Annotated in this window: 26 protein-coding genes; 23 read left to right on the top strand and 3 right to left on the bottom strand. The window is 43.4% G+C overall.

Translation table 11 applies throughout. From position 1 onward, the window contains the following. Nucleotides 1-456 precede the first annotated feature (456 nt). Both GYX91_RS10310 and GYX91_RS10305 read left to right on the top strand, forming a co-directional pair. Nucleotides 457-795: a P-II family nitrogen regulator gene (locus GYX91_RS10310; protein WP_025331713.1), complete on the top strand. Its 339-nt coding sequence runs from the start codon at nt 457-459 to the stop codon at nt 793-795. A gap of 30 nt (nt 796-825) precedes the next feature. Beyond that, complete coding sequence (locus tag GYX91_RS10305) at nt 826-2,151, top strand: ammonium transporter (RefSeq protein ID WP_174830748.1); 1,326 nt, start codon at nt 826-828, stop codon at nt 2,149-2,151. A gap of 105 nt (nt 2,152-2,256) precedes the next feature. On the opposite strand, the gene GYX91_RS10300 is transcribed toward GYX91_RS10305, so the two are convergent. From GYX91_RS10300 to orn, 3 genes are read right to left on the bottom strand one after another with little or no spacing between them, the layout of a single operon-like run. Beyond that, nucleotides 2,257-2,730, bottom strand: a complete 474-nt coding sequence (locus GYX91_RS10300) for a CinA family protein (protein WP_025331711.1) — start codon at nt 2,728-2,730, stop codon at nt 2,257-2,259. Further along, nucleotides 2,711-4,372 carry a glucose-6-phosphate isomerase gene (gene pgi, locus GYX91_RS10295; protein ID WP_084586031.1) on the bottom strand — a complete coding sequence of 554 codons (1,662 nt, stop codon included), beginning with the start codon at nt 4,370-4,372 and terminating at the stop codon, nt 2,711-2,713. Before pgi ends, GYX91_RS10300 begins: the two co-directional genes overlap by 20 nt. A gap of 45 nt (nt 4,373-4,417) precedes the next feature. Next, nucleotides 4,418-4,966: an oligoribonuclease gene (gene orn / locus GYX91_RS10290; protein WP_078475446.1), complete on the bottom strand. Its 549-nt coding sequence runs from the start codon at nt 4,964-4,966 to the stop codon at nt 4,418-4,420. A 344-nt stretch (nt 4,967-5,310) separates the two neighbouring features. On the opposite strand from orn, the gene GYX91_RS10285 reads away from it, so the two are divergent. From GYX91_RS10285 to rpmD, 21 genes are all read left to right on the top strand, one after another. Then, nucleotides 5,311-6,597 carry a M48 family metallopeptidase gene (locus GYX91_RS10285; RefSeq protein ID WP_174830747.1) on the top strand — a complete coding sequence of 429 codons (1,287 nt, stop codon included), beginning with the start codon at nt 5,311-5,313 and terminating at the stop codon, nt 6,595-6,597. A 2-nt stretch (nt 6,598-6,599) separates the two neighbouring features. Beyond that, complete coding sequence (rsgA, locus tag GYX91_RS10280) at nt 6,600-7,484, top strand: ribosome small subunit-dependent GTPase A (protein WP_084585883.1); 885 nt, start codon at nt 6,600-6,602, stop codon at nt 7,482-7,484. Between the two features lie 228 nt (nt 7,485-7,712). Further along, entirely contained in the window at nt 7,713-8,357 is a 645-nt protein-coding gene (gene rplC, locus GYX91_RS10275; protein WP_037394597.1) for a 50S ribosomal protein L3, read from the top strand. Continuing rightward, complete coding sequence (gene rplD, locus GYX91_RS10270; RefSeq protein WP_025331819.1) at nt 8,357-8,977, top strand: 50S ribosomal protein L4; 621 nt, start codon at nt 8,357-8,359, stop codon at nt 8,975-8,977. The genes rplC and rplD overlap by 1 nt, the downstream gene beginning before the upstream one ends. After that, nucleotides 8,974-9,288 carry a 50S ribosomal protein L23 gene (gene rplW, locus GYX91_RS10265; RefSeq protein ID WP_025331706.1) on the top strand — a complete coding sequence of 105 codons (315 nt, stop codon included), beginning with the start codon at nt 8,974-8,976 and terminating at the stop codon, nt 9,286-9,288. The genes rplD and rplW overlap by 4 nt, the downstream gene beginning before the upstream one ends. A gap of 5 nt (nt 9,289-9,293) precedes the next feature. After that, a complete protein-coding gene (gene rplB / locus GYX91_RS10260) occupies nt 9,294-10,130 on the top strand; it encodes a 50S ribosomal protein L2 (protein WP_037394606.1) in 837 nt (278 codons plus the stop codon). 5 nt (nt 10,131-10,135) lie between these two features. Then, nucleotides 10,136-10,411, top strand: coding sequence for a 30S ribosomal protein S19 (rpsS, locus tag GYX91_RS10255; RefSeq protein WP_025331704.1), 276 nt, complete (start codon nt 10,136-10,138; stop codon nt 10,409-10,411). A 10-nt stretch (nt 10,412-10,421) separates the two neighbouring features. After that, nucleotides 10,422-10,751 carry a 50S ribosomal protein L22 gene (gene rplV / locus GYX91_RS10250; protein WP_037394611.1) on the top strand — a complete coding sequence of 110 codons (330 nt, stop codon included), beginning with the start codon at nt 10,422-10,424 and terminating at the stop codon, nt 10,749-10,751. 9 nt (nt 10,752-10,760) lie between these two features. Beyond that, entirely contained in the window at nt 10,761-11,465 is a 705-nt protein-coding gene (rpsC, locus tag GYX91_RS10245) for a 30S ribosomal protein S3 (RefSeq protein WP_037394614.1), read from the top strand. Continuing rightward, complete coding sequence (gene rplP, locus GYX91_RS10240) at nt 11,449-11,865, top strand: 50S ribosomal protein L16 (RefSeq protein WP_037394618.1); 417 nt, start codon at nt 11,449-11,451, stop codon at nt 11,863-11,865. Before rpsC ends, rplP begins: the two co-directional genes overlap by 17 nt. Further along, entirely contained in the window at nt 11,865-12,056 is a 192-nt protein-coding gene (gene rpmC, locus GYX91_RS10235) for a 50S ribosomal protein L29 (protein WP_025331702.1), read from the top strand. Before rplP ends, rpmC begins: the two co-directional genes overlap by 1 nt. After that, nucleotides 12,056-12,319, top strand: a complete 264-nt coding sequence (rpsQ, locus tag GYX91_RS10230) for a 30S ribosomal protein S17 (protein WP_025331701.1) — start codon at nt 12,056-12,058, stop codon at nt 12,317-12,319. Before rpmC ends, rpsQ begins: the two co-directional genes overlap by 1 nt. 232 nt (nt 12,320-12,551) lie before the next feature. Continuing rightward, nucleotides 12,552-12,920, top strand: coding sequence for a 50S ribosomal protein L14 (gene rplN, locus GYX91_RS10225; RefSeq protein ID WP_025331700.1), 369 nt, complete (start codon nt 12,552-12,554; stop codon nt 12,918-12,920). A gap of 11 nt (nt 12,921-12,931) precedes the next feature. After that, complete coding sequence (rplX, locus tag GYX91_RS10220; protein ID WP_025331699.1) at nt 12,932-13,255, top strand: 50S ribosomal protein L24; 324 nt, start codon at nt 12,932-12,934, stop codon at nt 13,253-13,255. A 10-nt stretch (nt 13,256-13,265) separates the two neighbouring features. Then, a complete protein-coding gene (gene rplE / locus GYX91_RS10215) occupies nt 13,266-13,805 on the top strand; it encodes a 50S ribosomal protein L5 (protein WP_025331698.1) in 540 nt (179 codons plus the stop codon). 2 nt (nt 13,806-13,807) lie between these two features. Then, on the top strand, nt 13,808-14,113 hold the full coding sequence (rpsN, locus tag GYX91_RS10210; protein ID WP_025331697.1) for a 30S ribosomal protein S14: 306 nt from the start codon (nt 13,808-13,810) through the stop codon (nt 14,111-14,113). Nucleotides 14,114-14,127: 14 nt separating this feature from the next. Beyond that, nucleotides 14,128-14,520 carry a 30S ribosomal protein S8 gene (gene rpsH, locus GYX91_RS10205; RefSeq protein WP_084564662.1) on the top strand — a complete coding sequence of 131 codons (393 nt, stop codon included), beginning with the start codon at nt 14,128-14,130 and terminating at the stop codon, nt 14,518-14,520. Between the two features lie 9 nt (nt 14,521-14,529). Further along, nucleotides 14,530-15,063: a 50S ribosomal protein L6 gene (rplF, locus tag GYX91_RS10200; RefSeq protein ID WP_025331695.1), complete on the top strand. Its 534-nt coding sequence runs from the start codon at nt 14,530-14,532 to the stop codon at nt 15,061-15,063. 13 nt (nt 15,064-15,076) lie between these two features. Then, nucleotides 15,077-15,430 (top strand): 50S ribosomal protein L18, encoded by a 354-nt coding sequence (gene rplR / locus GYX91_RS10195; protein ID WP_025331694.1) that lies wholly within the window; start codon nt 15,077-15,079, stop codon nt 15,428-15,430. Nucleotides 15,431-15,449: 19 nt separating this feature from the next. After that, nucleotides 15,450-15,968 carry a 30S ribosomal protein S5 gene (gene rpsE / locus GYX91_RS10190; RefSeq protein WP_025331693.1) on the top strand — a complete coding sequence of 173 codons (519 nt, stop codon included), beginning with the start codon at nt 15,450-15,452 and terminating at the stop codon, nt 15,966-15,968. Continuing rightward, nucleotides 15,961-16,146, top strand: a complete 186-nt coding sequence (rpmD, locus tag GYX91_RS10185; protein WP_025331692.1) for a 50S ribosomal protein L30 — start codon at nt 15,961-15,963, stop codon at nt 16,144-16,146. The genes rpsE and rpmD overlap by 8 nt, the downstream gene beginning before the upstream one ends. Nucleotide 16,147: the final 1 nt, after the last annotated feature.

The following is a 16,147-nucleotide window of genomic DNA, read 5'->3' as shown; positions in this document are numbered from 1 at the left end:
GCATATTTAATGTATGTCACATGTGTGTGTTTTCTATTGAAATTATTTATGCAAAAAGAATAATAAATGTAATTTTATTTCATCTGCTACTTTTATTCTCTCAGATACAATTTCTGATAAAGATATCATCTGGAGTTGATATGTATTTATATCTATTGAGCTGATTAGTTTATATGCAGAATTGAAATATAAATGGTTTATATAACTATTTTATTTGTTCTATAGGCTATATCAACCAGATTGATTATGTCATTTGTCTGAGGGATTCATTAGCAAAAAATAAGATAAATACCTCAGTAATTTTGATACATCTTTGCAGATTTAAAATAAAGATGTATGGTGTTATTAAAATTTTTGCTTGCTGCAAATTGCAGAATTAACAATTTGGATTTGATGAATGTCATTAAGACTGTCTTGATGAGTAACATTCAAAAATTCTGAAAAGAGGAGAGTTATATGAAAAAAATCACAGCGATGATTAAACCATTCAAGCTGGATGATGTACGTGAAGCACTGGCTGAAATAGGTGTGCAAGGAATGACTGTCAGTGAGGTAAAAGGTTTTGGCAGGCAAAAAGGACATACTGAAATCTATCGGGGTGCAGAATATGAAGTCGATTTTTTACCTAAAATTAAAATAGAAATTGTACTCGTAGATGATCTGGTAGAGCGGGCTGTTGAAGCGATAATGACATGTGCCAGTACAGGTAAAGTGGGTGACGGCAAAATTTTTGTTTCAGCGGTTGAGCAGGTGGTGCGAATACGTACAGGTGAGTCCGGATCGGATGCTGTATAAATAATCTGAATATTTATTAAGGGAAATACAATGAAGTTGATTGATAAATGTGTAGTAACGACAGCTCTGTTATTACCATTGCCGCTACTGGCTGCTGATTTGTCCGGATGGTGGCGACCGCTGTCAGAGATAAATGCAGGTAATACAGCATGGGTAATGACTTCTGCCGTACTGGTTTTGCTGATGACTGTTCCGGGTCTGGCATTGTTTTATGGTGGAATGGTACGAAAAAAAAATGTATTGGGTACCATGATGCACAGCTTTGTCGTTGCCGCTCTGGTGAGTGTGCTGTGGATGATAATAGGCTATTCTTTAGCTTTTACCCCGGGTAATTCATTTATAGGTGGTTTGGATCGATTTATGCTTGGTGGTATGGGGCTGGATAAAACCAGAGAAATGACTACTATTGTTAATGGAGATGGTACTGTTCCTGAGTCAGTATTCATGTTTTTTCAAATGACCTTCGCTATTATATCTACGGCTATTGTGACAGGTGCTTTTGCCGAACGTCTGAAATTTTCAGCCTTATTGTTATTTTCCGGTTTTTGGGTTACTTGTGTTTATGCGCCGATATGTCACTGGGTCTGGGGCGGAGGCTTTATGAGTAATACGCAAACACCGGTTCTGGATTTTGCCGGCGGAACGGTTGTGCATATTAATGCCGGTGTTGCCGGACTGGTAGCTGCACTGGTGATTGGTAAACGTCTGGGATACGGTAAGGATGTAATGGCACCACATAATATGGTACTTACTCTAACCGGTGCTGCGATGCTATGGGTTGGCTGGTTTGGCTTTAATGCCGGTTCAGCTGGTGCTGCGGATGCTTCTGCCGGTATGGCTATGGCTGTGACTCAGATAGCAGCAGCTTCAGCAGCATTAACATGGATGTTATGTGAAAAACTGGCAGGACATAAACCTTCTGCATTGGGTATGGCTTCTGGTGCAGTGTCCGGTCTGGTAGGCATTACACCTGCTGCCGGGTTTGTCGGTCCACAAGCTGCATTGGTAATCGGAGTATTGACAGCTGTTGCTGCTTATTTTGCCGCAGTATATTTAAAACGCAGATTTGGTTATGATGATTCGCTTGATGCCTTTGGTATTCATGGCTTTGGCGGTATCGTTGGTTCAATTTTAACTGGTTTGCTATTCAGTAACGCCATTTTTGGCGGTGAGGCGGCTATAGGTAGTCAACTGCTGGCACAGATTAAAGATGTAGTTATTACAATTGTATACAGCGTAATTATGACTTATCTGATTCTTAAAATTGTGGCAATTGTATGTCGCGGTTTACGTATTGATCATGATTCAGAACGCGAAGGTATGGATGTGAGTATCCATGGTGAACGTATTGAATAAGTATGGTTGATTCTCAATTCTGTTTGAAATGAAAAACTGACCGGCTGTGAAAAACCGGTCAGTTTTATTTTATCTGCTGGATTCTGATAACGTAGACAGTCTGGTTTAACGGTATAAATATTGACGTAAAAAACGCAAAGCATATTCCACAGCCTGAGTGCGGATTGTATCTCTGTTACCGTTAAACTGATAATTTTTAGCCCAGATACGCTGTTTGGTTGCCAGCCCGAACCATACTGTACCAACTGGTTTTTCGGCACTTCCTCCAGTTGGTCCGGCAATACCGGAAATCGAAATAGCATAATTTGCTTTCGAATTAATCAGAGCACCCAGTGCCATTTCGCGTACACATTCCTCACTGACAGCTCCATAATGGCGCAAAGTTGTTTCGTTAACATTAAGTAACTGTTTTTTTGCCTGATTGCTATAAGTGACATAGCCCATATTAAACCAATTTGAACTACCCGGCAGGCGAGTTAGTTCTGCTGCCAACAAGCCCCCGGTACATGATTCGGCACAGGTTACCGTATGTCCCAGTTCATCCAGTTTGGTGGTAATGTCAATTAAGGTTTGTGTCATGATGATGTTTTCTGAAATAGTCAATGAGGCCGTTAGTTGAAGCATCATGGTGTAGCGAATCATTAGTACTTAATTCCGGTTCAATATTTTTAGCCAGAACTTTTCCGTACTCTACACCCCACTGATCGAATGAATTAATTCCCCAGATTACACCCTGTACAAATACTTTATGTTCATACATGGCCAGCAGCATACCCAGATTAAACGGGTTAATTTCATCTATTAAGAGTGTATTAGATGGCTGATTACCCGGAAATACTTTTTGCGGAGCCATAATATCGCGTGATTTGTTATCCAGATCAATTAATTCGGCATAAGCTTCCGCCAGTGTTTTACCACGCATCAGTGCTTCAGTTTGAGCAAAGGCATTAGCAACAAGTACTTTATGCTGGGTACTGACATGATAAAAACTGTTAACTGGAACAATAAAATCGGAAGAAATCAGTCGTGGCCCCTGGTGCAGTAATTGAAAAAAAGCATGCTGGCAGTTAACACCTTCCTCCCCCCAGATTATCGGACCAGTATCAAAGTCCAGCCGTTCTCCATAACGGCTTACCTGTTTTCCATTACTTTCCATGTCCAGCTGCTGCAAGTGCGCAGCCAGACGGCGCAGTCCGTGGTCATAAGGAATAATTGCATGGCTGGTTGTGGTATAAAAGGTGTGATACCACAATCCGATCAGTCCGAGTAAAACCGGAATATTATGTCTTAGCGGTGCATGAAAAAAATGTTCATCCATTGCTCTGCCGCCAGCAAGAAAATCCTGAAAATTTTCTTTACCAATGGCACAAATAACTGATAATCCAATAGTTGACCAAACAGAGTAGCGGCCGCCTACCCAGTCAAACATGGAGAATGTATGATCCGAAGTGATACCAAAAGCCTGTGCTTTATCAACAGCACTGGTTATCGCTATAAAATGGCGGCTGATATCAGCTTCACTCATTCCCTGTTGTAAAAACCAATTACGTGCGGTTTGTGCATTCAGCAAAGTTTCAGGTGTAGTAAAGGATTTGCTAGCAATGATAAAAATGGTTGTGGCCGGATTAATTTTATTCAATACCTGAATCAGGTTGGCGCCGTCAACATTGGCAACATAATAAATATTCAGACCAGTTTGCTGAAACGGACGTAAGGCCAGTGTCACCATTTCCGGACCAAGATGAGATCCGCCAATACCTATATTAATAATATCCGTAATACGTTCATTACCAGCTCCAGTATATTCACCATTGCGCACTGATTCGGCAAAGCAGTAGGCTCGTTCCAGTTCCCGATGGATATCCGGTACGATATTATGATCATCAACATACAATTCAGCATGCGGCGGTAACCTGAGTGCTGTATGTAATACGGCACGATTTTCGCTAACATTAATTTTATCACCGCGGCGCATTTTATCAGTCCAGCCACGTACATCTGCAATATTGGCCAGCTCAATCAGTAATGCAAGTGTATCTTCAGTAATACGGTTTTTGCTGTAATCCAGTAACAGACCATTTAATTGTTCATGCATTTGTGCAAAACGATCCGGCTGCTGACGGAATAAGTCGCGCATATGCAAGAAACGGGTGCTGCGCTGATGCTGATGCAATTGTGCCCAAATGGCTGTCTGATTAATGGGGCAGGACGGATTGATCATAACCGGAATTAATTTCAGCAAAGATAAATAGGGCAGTATACAAAATCAGCTAGGTATTGTTAAGAAGTGTTCGCGATAATAAGCCATTTCCTCAATGCTTTCCTTAATATCATCCAGAGCCTGATGCGCACCTTTTTTACTAATGCCTTTGACAATGGCAGGATTCCAGCGTCTAGCCAGTTCTTTAAGAGTAGAAACATCCAGATTGCGGTAATGGAAGTAAGCTTCCAGTCGCGGCATGTAGCGCACCATAAAGCGGCGATCCTGATGAATGGAATTGCCACACATTGGTGAGGCTTTTTCCGGTATCCACTCACTGATAAAAGCCAGCAATTTTTCTTCAGCCTCAGCTTCTGTTAACGTGGAAGCTTTTACTTTATCTACCAGACCAGTACGGGTATGAGTGGTGGTATTCCATTTATCCATATGATCGATAATGCTGTCTGGCTGATGAATTACCAGTACTTCAGACTGTGCGAGTATATTCAGGTCACTATCGGTAATGATCATAGCAACTTCTATAATACGGTCTGTATCCGGATTTAATCCGGTCATTTCCATATCCAGCCACGCAAGATTTTTAGCGTTTTGCATATCTTAATCTTGATTAATAATAAAATATGATTTTAGCTTCTTTCTGATAAGGCTGATAGGTTAAGCTGATTTTTTTACCTATATCTAGAGCTAAAATCAGGCAAAAGTAATTGTTTTAGGAAAACACAGAACAGACTGAATTTCAATTATTCTAAATTGAATATAATTTGTGTAATGTTGTAAGTAGTTTTGGATATTATCACAAGATAACATACAGTAATAAATATATTATTCAGTTAAATAATCATGTTAATTTTAAATAGAAGGATGTTTATTCAGACACTTTTCAGCCAGTAACAGATAAACTCCGTTAAAATGATTATTTTCAGGTACAAAGTATTTTTATGGTGTTTTATCTTTCTGCCCAAACAATTTATATATTGTTTTTATTATTTTTCATCTGCAGCATATGTGGCCAGCTATATCTTTCGGTTCGCCAAAGTAAAGCTGTACTGGCACATCGTAGCCATGTTCCGTCGGCTTTTGTACAAAGTGTGTCTCTGGCAGAGCATCAGAAAGCAGCAGATTATACTTTGGCCAAGCAGCGTCTGGCTCGTTATGAAATTCTGTTTCAGGCATTATTATTGCTAATATTCACACTTGGTGGCGGTCTTGATCTATTAGCGCATTTAAGTCAGAAATGGGTGCAGCACGATATTGCACAGGGAATTGTGCTTATTGGTCTGTTTGCTTTGGTTAATATGATTCTTGGCTGGCCGATCGCCTGGTACCGCAGTTTTTGTCTGGAGGCAAAATTTGGCTTTAACAAAATGACCATGGCTACTTTTATTGCTGATCAGTTTAAAGGTAGTCTTATAGCCATTATTGTTGGCTTGCCCTTACTGTATATTATTCTGTGGCTGATGCGGATTCTGATTGCAGCAAACTGGTTTGGTGGCGCATGGTGGCTGGCTGTATGGCTGGTATGGGTCAGTTTTTCCTTATTACTGATGTGGGCTTTTCCAAAATGGATTGCGCCGCTTTTCAATAAATTTGAACTATTGAAAGATGATGCATTGCGAACCCGGATTGAAAACTTGTTGCAGCGTACTGGTTTTCAGAGTGATGGTATTTTTGTAATGGATGGCTCCAGACGCAGCGGGCATGGTAATGCTTATTTTACTGGTCTGGGGAAACATAAGCGCATTGTATTTTTTGATACCTTACTGAAAGATATGCAGATAAGTGAGGTTGAGGCTGTGCTGGCTCATGAGTTAGGTCATTTTGCCCACAAACATGTATTCAAACAAATGATTGTTACTTTTATATTGGCTTTAATTGTTTTTGCTGTTTTGGGCTGGCTATTACCTCAGACTGGTTTTTATACTGGTCTGGGTGTGCATGAAGTCAGTCATGCTATGGCTTTATTATTATTCATGTTGGTACTGCCCGTATTTACTTTTCCGTTTTCACCATTGTCGAGTGTTTTGTCGCGTAAAAATGAATTTGAAGCAGACCGTTTTGCAGCAAAATATGCAAATGCCGATGATCTGATTCATGCTTTAACCAAACTTTATCGTACTAATGCCTCCAGTCTGGTTAGCGATATCTGGTATTCGCGGTTTTATGATTCGCATCCGGGAGCACGGGAACGTATTGCGGCATTACAAACAGCCGTAAAGGCAGACTGAGAATGGCGCAGCCTGCGAATGAATTATTAACAGCACAGATTATTACCAGTTTCGGGCGCCGCTTCATGGTGCGCACACATGCGGGTAAAACTTATGAAGCCACTACGCGAAAGAAAAGAGTTGATTTTGCTTGTGGTGATGAAGTCCATATTAGTCATATCAATCAGCAGCAGGCTGTAATTGAGGATTATTTACCCCGGCGCAGCCTGCTTTACCGGCAGGATGCTACGCGCAGTAAACTCATTGCGGCCAATGTTACCCTTATGCTAATCGTACTGGCTGCTGTACCGACTCCCAGTGAATTATTATTGCAGCGTGCATTACTGGCTGCAGAGGCTGCGGATATACCGCCACTGATTGTATTAAATAAGGCAGATTTACCACAAAATAAGCTTTGGCTCGAAAAATTGGCGTTTTATCAGAGTCTGGGTTATCAGGTAATCAATATTAGTGCCTTATATAATGTGGCTGAGCTACACCGGTATTTGCAGGGAGAGCGGGCAATCCTGTTAGGTCAGTCAGGTATGGGTAAATCAACTTTAACCAATGCATTACTGGGTAATGAACAGGCAAGGGTAGGTGATATCTCAGCGGCACTGGATTCAGGCCGTCACACCACGACTCATGCACAATTATATGATCTGGATGCACACAGTCAGCTTATTGATTCGCCCGGATTGCAGGCATTTGGCTTACATCATTTGTTAGTTAGTAATCTGCTGCATTATTTCCCTGATATGCGTCAGTATATCGGAGAGTGCCGCTTTCATAATTGTACTCATCGTCAGGAACCGGGCTGTGCACTGAAACAGGCTGCGGCAGACGGGAAACTGAAGCCTGAGCGGCTTCAGTTTTTGCAAAGTATTACTGATGAATTAATCAGATAATATTTATATTCAGGCAGAGTAAAAATACCCGAAATCCAGACTAATAGTCATGTATAAGGCATAAACGTTGTTTTTTATCTAAAAATCCGTGCTTTACTTGCATAAAAAATTGATTCATGCAGAGTAAACATGATACTATCGCCATCTTGCCGATTTTACGTCGGCAAGATTCTTTATTTGTGCGAGGCCAATCAATCGTAATTGGTCCCTTTATAAAAGGAAATAACTATGACTTTAGGTCTGGTTGGGCGCAAAGTAGGCATGACGCGCGTGTTCGATGAGAACGGCGCATCAGTTCCGGTAACTGTACTGGATATGTCTGCCAATCGCGTCACTCAACTCAAATCCGAAGCTACTGACGGCTACACTGCCGTACAGGTAACTTTTGGTCAGAAAAAAGCCAATCGCGTAAGCAAGGCACAGGCAGGTCATTTTGCCAAGGCAGGTGTTGAAGCCGGTCGTGGTTTGGTTGAATTTGCTGTTTCTGAAGAAAAACTGGCTGAATTGTCTGCCGGTGCTGAAATCAATGTCGGCATTTTTGCAGCAGGTCAGTTAATTGATGTCACTGGTACCAGTAAAGGTAAAGGCTTTTCTGGCACCATCAAACGTCACAATTTTGGTTCTCAGCGTGCTTCTCACGGTAACTCACGCTCTCATCGTGTGCCTGGTTCAACCGGTATGGCACAGGATCCGGGTCGCGTATTCCGTGGCAAACGTATGGCCGGACAGTACGGTAACGTTAAGTCCACCATTCAGAATCTGGAAATCGTACGCGTAGACACCGAACGTCAGTTATTGCTGGTAAAAGGTGCGGTGCCCGGTGCGGTTAACAGCGACGTTGTCGTGCGTCCGAGCGTGAAGGTAGGTGCGTAATGGAACTGAAATTAATTGATGCTCAGGGTCAGGTTGCAGGTGCAGTTGCTGCGTCTGACGCATTGTTTGCACGTGAATACAATGAAGATCTGGTTCACCAGCTGGTTACAGCTTTTCTGGCCAATGCCCGTTCCGGTAACCGTTCACAGTTAACCCGTGCCGAAGTAAAACACTCCACTAAAAAACCATGGCGTCAGAAAGGAACCGGCCGTGCCCGTTCCGGTATGACATCTTCTCCGCTGTGGCGCAGTGGTGGTCGTGCGTTCCCGAATAAACCAGATGAAAACTTTACCCAGAAAGTAAATCGTAAGATGTACCGTGCGGGTATGGCAGCCATTCTGTCTCAGCTGGTACGCGATGAACGCCTGTTTGTTATTGATGAATTGTCTGCTGCTACTCCTAAAACCAAAGCATTTGCTGAACAGGTTAAAAATCTGGGTATGGAGCAGGTATTGTTCATTACCAAACAGCTGGATGAAAACGTTTACTTGTCTAGCCGCAACCTGCCTAATGTACTGGTTCTGGAAGCACAGCAAACTGATCCGTACAATCTGTTACGCTTTAAGAAAGTGGTGCTTACCAAAGCAGCAGTTGCACAACTTGAGGAGCAATGGGTATGAATCAACAACGTTTAATGCAAGTGCTCTTGGCTCCTGTTGTTTCCGAAAAAAGCAACATGCTGGCTGAAAAACGCAACCAGATGACGTTTAGAGTATTGCCGAATGCCACTAAACCTGAAATTAAGGCAGCAGTGGAACTATTATTTAATGTGAAAGTGGATTCTGTAGCCACAACCATCATTAAAGGCAAAAACAAACGTTTTGGCCGTACCATCGGTAAGCGCAGCGATGTTAAGAAAGCTTATGTCAGCCTGGCGGCTGGACAGGAGCTGGATATTGAATCTGCTGCCGCTTCTGCAGATAAGGAATAAGCACTATGGCTATTGTTAAAATGAAGCCGACTTCTGCTGGCCGTCGCGGAATGGTACGCGTGGTTGCGGAAGGCTTGCATAAAGGTGCACCCTATGCACCATTATTAGAAAAACAGTCTTCAACTGCCGGTCGTAATCACGGCGGACGCATTACAACCCGTCATAAAGGTGGTGGTCACAAACACCATTACCGTATTGTTGACTTTAAACGTAATGATAAAGACGGTATCGCTGCTAAAGTGGAACGTATTGAGTACGATCCGAACCGTACCGCTCATATTGCGTTATTGTGTTTTGCAGATGGTGAACGCCGTTACATTATTGCGCCGCGTAATGTTCAGGTAGGTGCCGTATTGGTTTCCGGTTCTGAAGCTGCAATTAAAGCTGGTAATAATCTGCCAATCCGCAATATTCCGGTAGGTACAACTCTTCATTGTATCGAAATGAAACCGGGTAAAGGTGCACAGATTGCCCGTTCAGCTGGTGCATCTGCTGTATTGCTGGCAAAAGAAGGCGTATATGCACAGCTGCGTCTGCGTTCAGGTGAAGTACGTAAAATTCATGTTGATTGCCGTGCCACCATTGGTGAAGTAGGCAATGAAGAACAAAGCCTGCAAAAACTGGGTAAAGCCGGTGCTAAACGCTGGCGTGGTATTCGTCCGACCGTACGCGGTGTTGTGATGAACCCGGTTGACCACCCGCATGGTGGTGGTGAAGGTCGTACTGGTGAAGCTCGTGAACCGGTTAGCCCATGGGGTACACCGACTAAAGGCTATCGTACTCGTCGTAATAAACGCACGAACAATATGATTGTTCGCCGCCGTTACTCAAATAAAGGTTAACTGATATGGCTCGTTCATTAAAAAAAGGCCCATATGTCGACCTGCATTTACTGAAAAAGGTCGATGCGGCTCGTGCTAATAACGACAAACGCCCGATTAAAACCTGGTCACGTCGTTCCACTATTCTGCCTGATTTTATCGGTCTGACCATTGCTGTACACAACGGCCGTACCCACGTGCCGGTATTTATCAGCGATAACATGGTTGGTCATAAGTTGGGTGAGTTCTCATTGACCCGTACCTTCAAAGGCCATTTGGCTGATAAGAAGGCTAAAAAATAAGGGATAAAACATGAGAGTTAGTGCACAACACAAAAATGCCCGTATTTCAGCACAAAAAGCCCGTCTGGTAGCTGACTTAGTACGTGGTAAAGATATTGCCCAGGCGTTGAATATTTTGACATTCAGCCCGAAAAAAGGTGCTGAACTGATTAAAAAGGTGCTGGAATCTGCAGTAGCCAATGCTGAACACAACGAAGGTGCTGATATCGATGAACTGAAAGTGGTTACTATTTATATCGACAAAGGTCCGAGTCTGAAACGTTTTCAGGCACGTGCTAAAGGTCGTGGTAACCGCATCGAAAAACAAACTTGTCACATCAACGTGATTGTAGGCAACTAAGGAAAAGCGATGGGACAAAAAATTAACCCTACAGGCTTTCGCCTGGCAGTGAATAAAGATTGGTCTTCCAAGTGGTTTGCCAAAAGCGGCGACTTTTCCAAAGTGCTGAAAGAAGATATCGACGTGCGTCATTTTTTACGCAAACGTCTTGCAAATGCTTCTGTAGGTCGCGTGGTAATTGAACGCCCGGCAAAATCTGCACGTATTACCATTTACAGTGCCCGTCCTGGTATTGTAATCGGTAAAAAAGGTGAAGACATTGAAGTATTAAAACGTGATTTGCAGAAAATCATGGGCGTGCCGGTGCATGTAAACATCGAAGAAATCCGTAAACCGGAAATCGATGCGCAAATTATTGCGGACAATATTGCCGGACAACTGGAAAAACGCGTTATGTTCCGTCGTGCCATGAAACGTGCTATGCAGAATGCTATGCGCGTTGGCGCCAAAGGCATCAAAATTATGTCTTCAGGTCGTCTGAACGGTATCGAAATTGCGCGTACCGAATGGTATCGTGAAGGTCGTGTGCCTTTGCATACCCTGCGTGCCAATGTTGACTACGCTACCAGCGAAGCCAAAACTACATATGGCATTATCGGTATCAAAGTCTGGGTTTACAAAGGTGAACTGACACCGGGTGAAATTCAGGCTAAGCCGGAACAGGACAAGAAACACAGCAGAAAGGCAGGTGGTCGAAATGCTGCAGCCAACTAGAATGAAATACCGCAAACAGCAAAAAGGCCGCAACACCGGTATTGCTACTCGTGGCAATAAAGTTAGCTTTGGTGATTTTGGTCTGAAAGCTGTGGGTCGCGGTCGTTTGACTGCACGCCAGATTGAGGCAGCACGTCGTGCAATGACCCGTCATATTAAACGTGGCGGTCGTATCTGGATCCGCGTATTCCCGGATAAACCTATTACTGAAAAACCAATTCAGGTTCGTATGGGTGGCGGTAAAGGTAATGTGGAATATTACATTGCTGAAATCCAGCCGGGCAAAATGCTCTACGAAATGGACGGTGTTGATGAAACATTGGCTCGTCAGGCTTTTGAACTGGCTGCAGCCAAATTGCCGATTCAGACTGTATTTGTTAAACGCCAGGTAGGTCAATAATGAAAACCAGTGAATTGAAAGACAAATCTGTTGAGCAGTTAAACGAAGAACTGGTTGGTCTGTTGAAAGCGCAGTTTGGTTTGCGTATGCAGCACGCCACCGGCCAGCTGGGTAAAAACAGTGAGCTGAAAAAAGTGCGTCGTAATATTGCTCGTGTAAAAACCATTTTGCATCAGAAGGATGGTGAATAATGACTGAAGCTAAAAACGTACGTACTTTGCAGGGCAAAGTCGTGAGCGACAAAATGGATAAAACTGTAACAGTATTGGTGGAACGTAAAGTGAAACACCCGCTGTATGGTAAAGTAATCCGTCGTTCTACTAAAATCCATGCGCACGATGAGCAAAACCAATACGGTATTGGTGACGTTGTTGTCATTTCCGAAGGTCGCCCGTTGTCAAAAACCAAAAGCTGGGTTGTAACTGAGCTGATTGAGAAAGCACGTAATGTGTAATTAACACAACAATGTGCTGCAATTAGGGAACGAAGTCTTGCGACAATCAGATATTGTCTGTAAACTTCGTTCCTTAACTTTCAGTTTCTTGAAAGTCTCCGGCAGTCGCCGGAACTCTCCCTTCGGGACCCAAGACTGGTTTACTAGAACCGTTAATGGTTTCAGACAGCTATTAAGTGGTAACAGGCTGACTGAAAGCGGTAAATTAAGTTGGATTTTTAAAGGTAATAACATGATTCAAATGCAGACCATCTTAGATGTGGCTGACAACTCTGGTGCGCGCCGCGTAATGTGCATCAAAGTATTAGGTGGATCTAAGCGTCGCTACGCATCTGTAGGCGACATTATTAAAGTGGCCGTAAAAGACGCAGCTCCCCGTGGTCGCGTTAAAAAGGGCGATGTATATAACGCTGTGGTAGTGCGTACAGCTAAAGGTGTACGTCGTAATGACGGAGCACTGATCAAATTTGATAACAATGCAGCCGTGCTGTTGAATACCAAACTGGAACCAATTGGTACCCGTATTTTTGGCCCGGTAACCCGTGAGCTACGTACTGAGCGATTCATGAAAATCGTTTCATTGGCTCCTGAAGTACTGTAAGTGAGGTTGCAATGAAAAAGATTAAAACTGGTGATCAGGTGATCATTATTGCCGGTAAAGATAAGGGCAAACAGGGTAAAGTAGTGCGTGTTTTGGGTGATAAAGTGATTGTTGACGGCGTAAATCGTGTTAAACGTCACCAGAAACCTAACCCCATGCGTGGGATTGAAGGTGGTGTAATCACCAAAGATGCGCCATTGGCTATTTCCAATGTAGCGATTTTCAATCCGGAAACCCAAAAAGCTGACCGCGTAGGTATCAAAGTAGAAACTGTAGACGGCAAAGTAGTGCGTACCCGTGTATATAAATCTACCGGTGCCGCCGTGGGAGCTTAAGGAGTAATCAATGGCTCGTTTAAAAGACTTTTATAACACTACTGTTGTTCCTGAGTTGACCAAACAGTTCGGTTACAAATCTATCATGGAAGTACCGCGTATTGAAAAAATTACCCTCAACATGGGTGTTGGTGAAGCGGTTGCCGATAAAAAAGTAATGGAACATGCAGTTGGTGATCTGGAAAAAATTGCTGGTCAGAAACCAGTAGTAACTGTAGCACGCAAGTCAATTGCAGGCTTTAAAATCCGTGATAATTACCCGATTGGCTGCAAAGTAACTTTGCGCCGTGATCGTATGTATGAATTTCTGGATCGTCTGATTGCAATCGCTTTGCCGCGTGTACGTGACTTCCGCGGTGTAAATGGTAAATCATTCGACGGTCGTGGTAATTACAACATGGGCGTGCGTGAACAAATTATTTTCCCGGAAATTGAATACGATAAAATTGATGCTTTGCGTGGTTTAAATATTACTATTACCACTACTGCCAAAACTGACGCAGAAGCCAAAGCACTGCTGTCTCTGTTCAAATTTCCGTTTAAGGGTTAATTATGGCTAAGAAAGCACTTATTAATCGTGAGCTGAAGCGTGAAGCTTTGGCAAAAAAATATGCTGCAAAGCGTGAAGCCATTTTCGCCATCATCAATGATGCTAACGCGACTGATGAAGAACATTTTCAGGCACGTCTGAAACTGCAGGCTATTCCGCGTAATGCTGCTCCGATTCGTCAACGTCGTCGCTGCGCTTTGACCGGTCGTCCGCGTGGTAATTTCCGTAAATTCGGCTTGGCCCGTACCAAAATCCGTGAAATCGCCATGCGTGGTGAAATTCCGGGTGTCATCAAAGCCAGCTGGTAATAGGAGTATAAAATATGAGTATGCATGATCCTATTTCCGATATGTTGACCCGTATTCGCAACGCTCAGCGTGCGAATAAAGTCTCTGTAAGTATGCCTTCTTCAAAACTGAAAGTAGCAATTGCCAAAGTTTTGAAAGAAGAAGGCTACGTAGAAGATTTCGCCGTATCTACTGAAACCAAGGCGACATTGGAAATACAATTGAAATACTATGCTGGTCAGCCGGTAATTGAGCGCATTCAGCGCGTATCACGTCCTGGTCTGCGTGTGTATAAAGGTTCCAACGACATTCCTTCTGTAATGAATGGTTTGGGCGTTGTGATTGTGAGCACTTCTAAAGGCGTAATGACTGACCGTAAAGCCCGAGCCAATGGTATTGGCGGTGAGTTATTGTGCGTAGTTGCCTAAGGAGAAAACATGTCTCGAATTGCAAAACATCCGGTAGTGGTTCCGGCTGGCGTTGACGTTAAGTTTTCTCCAGAGGCTATCATTGTTAAAGGTAAAAACGGCGAATTGTCTCTGCATCAGCACGCTGAAGTAAATGTAGCATTGAATGATGGTCAGCTGGTTGTTACCGCCAATGATAACAGTACAAAAGCAAATGCTTTATCCGGTACAGTTCGTGCTTTATTGCACAATATGGTTGTGGGCGTGAGCAATGGTTTTGAGAAAAAGCTGCAACTGATTGGTGTGGGTTATCGCGCTCAGGCTCAGGGTAAAGTATTGAATCTTTCTTTAGGTTACTCTCATCCGATTAATTACGAATTGCCTGAAGGTATTACTGCTACTACTCCTTCTGCTACCGAGGTAATCATTGCCGGTGCAGATAAACAGGTAGTAGGGCAGGTGGCCGCTGAAATTCGTGGATTCCGTCCGCCGGAACCTTATAAAGGTAAAGGTGTACGTTATGCTGATGAGCGTGTCGTTATTAAAGAAACCAAGAAAAAATAATTGAGGCTCACTGATGGATAAAAATGTAGCAAGACTGCGTCGAGCACGTAAAACCCGTGCCAAAATTGCAGCCCTGAACAAAGTGAGATTGTGCGTTTTCCGCACCAATAATCACATTTATGCCCAGGTTATTAGCGCTGAAGGTGACCGAGTACTGGCTCAGGCCTCTACTCTTGAGGCTGATGTTCGTGCCAGCATTAAATATGGTAGCAATGTAGATGCTGCTGTTGTAGTTGGTAAACGCATTGCTGAAAAAGCCAAAGCGGCCGGCATTGATGCAGTGGCTTTTGACCGTTCTGGTTTTCAATACCATGGTCGCGTTAAAGCCTTGGCTGAGGCAGCCCGTGAAAACGGTTTGAGCTTCTAATAAACTGGAGACCAGAAATATGGCAAAACACGAAACTGAAGAACGCGGTGACGGCCTGATTGAAAAAATGGTTGCCGTAAACCGTGTGACCAAAGTGGTTAAGGGTGGCCGCATTATGGCCTTCTCGGCTTTAACCGTAGTAGGTGATGGCGATGGTCGCATTGGTATGGGCAAAGGTAAATCTAAAGAAGTACCTGTGGCTGTACAGAAAGCTATGGATCAAGCCCGCCGCAATATGATCAAAGTGCCTTTAAATGGACGTACCATTCATCACGAAGTAATTGGTCGCCATGGTGCAACACGTGTATTCATGCAACCGGCCAAAGAAGGTAATGGTGTGAAAGCTGGTGGTCCAATGCGTTTGGTATTTGATGCAATGGGTATTCATAATATCTCTGCTAAAGTACATGGTTCAACCAATCCATACAACATTGTTCGCGCAACTCTGGACGGATTGTCTAAGCTGTATACGCCGGCTGAGATTGCTGCTAAACGTGGCCTGACCGTAGAAGAAATTTTAGGAGCAGATCATGAGTGAGCAAAAAACCATACGCATTACACTGGTTAAAAGCCTGATTGGCACTATTGCTGCTCATCGTGCCTGTGCACGCGGTTTAGGCTTACGTCACCGCGAGCATACTGTTGAAGTGCTTGATACCCCCGAAAATCGTGGCATGATCAATAAAATCAGCTACCTTTTGAAAGTGGAGAAGTAAC

It is taken from the genome of Snodgrassella sp. ESL0304, assembly GCF_013344995.1.
Taxonomy (GTDB): Bacteria; Pseudomonadota; Gammaproteobacteria; order Burkholderiales; family Neisseriaceae; genus Snodgrassella; species Snodgrassella alvi.
Note: the sequence above shows the minus strand (reverse complement) of the source record. Positions and strands in the feature narration are given on the sequence as shown.